At 65.2% G+C, this 2652-nt stretch carries 3 protein-coding genes; all 3 read left to right on the forward strand.

All coding sequences use genetic code 11. The features are described from left to right. The first annotated feature begins 272 nt into the window (after positions 1-272). A complete protein-coding gene (locus tag G3N99_RS38245; RefSeq protein WP_011353454.1) occupies positions 273-1394 on the forward strand; it encodes a porin in 1122 nt (373 codons plus the stop codon). A 374-nt stretch (positions 1395-1768) separates the two neighbouring features. Next, positions 1769-1999, forward strand: a complete 231-nt coding sequence (locus G3N99_RS38250) for a hypothetical protein (protein ID WP_174937566.1) — start codon at positions 1769-1771, stop codon at positions 1997-1999. Between the two features lie 244 nt (positions 2000-2243). Further along, positions 2244-2652 (forward strand): FAD-dependent oxidoreductase (locus G3N99_RS38255; RefSeq protein WP_206124972.1); only part of this gene is annotated, 409 nt, incomplete at its 3' end.

Here is a 2652-nt window from a genome sequence, read left to right on the forward strand (position 1 = left end):
TACTTGCCGCACGATCCTTACAGTCCCGACATGCCGTAAGCCGCGCAAGCGGTCGCTGCCATGCGGCGCCCGACGCCCGCCGGGCAAGCCTCGCACGCTCAGCGTTGTGCGCGGGCGACAGTTCCGCCGTTACCGCGCATTTCAATTTCTTTCAGCGAATGCACTCGTCATATGATTCAGCCCACATCGCGCGCGCCAAGAACGTGAGCGATCGCCACCCGGCTGCGCACGCGGCCGGCCATGAATGGAGACACCTACAAAAAGGAAAGCTCATGAAGCAGACCACCCGACTCGCAGCCATCGCAGGGGGCGCCGCGCTCGCATTCGCCAGCCAGTACGCGGCCGCACAAAGTTCGGTCACGCTCTGGGGCGTCGCCGACGCCAGCATCCGCTACCTGACCAACGCGAACGCCAAGAACGACGGCCTGCTGTCGATGACCAACGGCGCGATCACGAACAGCCGCTTCGGCATCTACGGCACGGAAGATCTCGGCGGCGGCCTGAAGGCCGTGTTCAACCTCGAGAGCGGCGTGAACCTGCAGAACGGCGCATTCGCCGACAGCGGCCGCCTGTTCAACCGCGCAGCGTACGTCGGCCTGCAGAGCCCGTACGGCACGGTGACCCTCGGCCGCCAGAAGACGCCGCTGTTCGACCTGCTGTCGGACACCTACGATCCGCTGACCGTCGGTAACTACCTCGAAAACGCATGGCTGCCGGTCGCACTCGGCGGCGGCCTGTATGCGGACAACCAGATCAAGTACACGGGCAAGTTCGAAGGCCTGACCGCGAAGGCGATGTACTCGACCGGCACCAACTACGAATCGACCGGCGCCGGCGGCTTCTCGGGCCAGATCCCGGGCTCGCTCGGCAAGGGCAATGCGTGGGGCGTGTCGCTGTCGTACGTGATGGGGCCGCTCAGCATCGCGGCCGGTGCGCAGCAGAACAGCGACAACTCGGCGCGCAAGCAGACGATCTACCACGCGAACGTCGTGTATGCGTTCAGCAAGGCGAAGATCTACGCGGGCTACCTGCGCTCGAAGGACGACACGGGCTTCGTCGACAGCCTGCTCGCGCAGCAGTCGATTCCGGTCGCGAAGGGCACCGGCCGGATCGACGACGGTCCGTTCGCGGGCGTGAGCTGGCAGGTCAGCGCGCCGCTGACGCTGACGGGCGCGTTCTACTACGACCATATGCGCAATGCGATGACCACCAACGGCACGCTCGCGAGCGGCAACCGCTACGCGATCGTCGGCATCGCCGAGTACGCACTCAGCAAGCGCACGGAAGTCTACGGCACCGTCGACTTCAACAAGACGAACGGCGCGGCGAACGTCGAGCTGCCGGGTCGCAGCAACCAGACCGGCATCGCGATCGGCCTGCGCAATATCTTCTGACGAACGTCGGAACGCATGGGCCGGCAATCGTCCGGCATGCATCGAAGGGGCGCCGCGAGGCGCCTCTTTTTTTCGTCACGCGACCTTCATACGCGCATTCGACTATTCGGCGAATGCTTCATCACGAGACCCCCGCGCCGTAAGGGTTCCGTCGGCAATCCAGAACATACTTTTACAGTGCGCGCGGAGCCTTTCCGCTACGCTGCGTGCATCGCCCGTTGCGTGCCGTCAGGCGTGCGCGTGCGTCGTTCCGGTTGCGCTCGGCGAGTGCGGCCGGCCTGGTGCGTAACTTGTGTATCCGGTGATGACAATCGCGGTCCGCCGGTTTTTTTCGTGGGACGATGCGCTCACGATTTTCTTGAAAGGGGATGACGATGGGTATCCTGAACACCGTGGGTGAAATCGCTGGCGCAGTCGCCGCTGTCGAAGGCGCGGAAAAGCTGGATCCGGATGCGGGCCTGCTGACCAAGGCGGCAGCCGCCGTCGCCGGCTTCAAGGGTGCGGAAGCGCTCGAAGGCCTGGTCGAAAAGAAGAAGGAAGATCAGCCCGAGCAGGCAGCGGACGACACGCAGGCGACGGACGGCAGCGACACGTCGCAGGCATGAGCATGGCGGCTGGTCCGGCCGTGGGTGCGCCCTTCGCGCGCCCGGGCGGACCGGTGCCGCGCAGCCGGCAGGTCGGGCATGCGGTCGATCGGTGACGCATGACACACCCGGCAGCCGGTTTGACCGGCGAGAGGCAACGTCTCTCGCCGTTTTTTATTGGGCGCGCGCCTGGCCGCACCATGCGCCGCAAGAATTCCGGAATCTTGCTATCGTGCCTTCATCCGAACTGCGATGAGGGAATGCGATGGAATTCGACTACGACCTGTTCGTCATCGGCGCCGGCTCGGGCGGCGTACGGCTTGCACGCATGTCCGCGTCATACGGCGCGCGTGTCGGCATAGCGGAAGAAGAGCAGATCGGCGGCACCTGCGTGCTGCGCGGCTGCATTCCGAAGAAGCTGCTCGTCTATGCATCGCACTACCCGCATGAAGTCGAGGACGCGAAGGGCTTCGGCTGGACCTTCGGCGCCGGCACGCTCGACTGGCCCGCGCTGATCGCCGCGAAGGATCGCGAGATCAACCGGTTGAGCGACATCTACATCAACCTGCTGCGGCAATCGGGCGTCGAGATGCACGCGGGGCGCGCGACGCTCGTCGATGCGCACACGGTCGCGATCGGCGACCGCACGATCCGCGCGCGCCACATCGCGATCG

This window comes from Burkholderia sp. Ac-20392, assembly GCF_017104585.1.
GTDB lineage: Bacteria > Pseudomonadota > Gammaproteobacteria > Burkholderiales > Burkholderiaceae > Burkholderia > Burkholderia lata.

Excerpts from the sequence above, each read along its gene's own strand:
- G3N99_RS38245 (WP_011353454.1), top strand. The coding sequence starts at position 273 with ATGAAGCAGACCACCCGACTCGCAGCCATCGCAGGGGGCGCCGCGCTC.
- G3N99_RS38250 (WP_174937566.1), top strand. The coding sequence starts at position 1,769 with ATGGGTATCCTGAACACCGTGGGTGAAATCGCTGGCGCAGTCGCCGCT.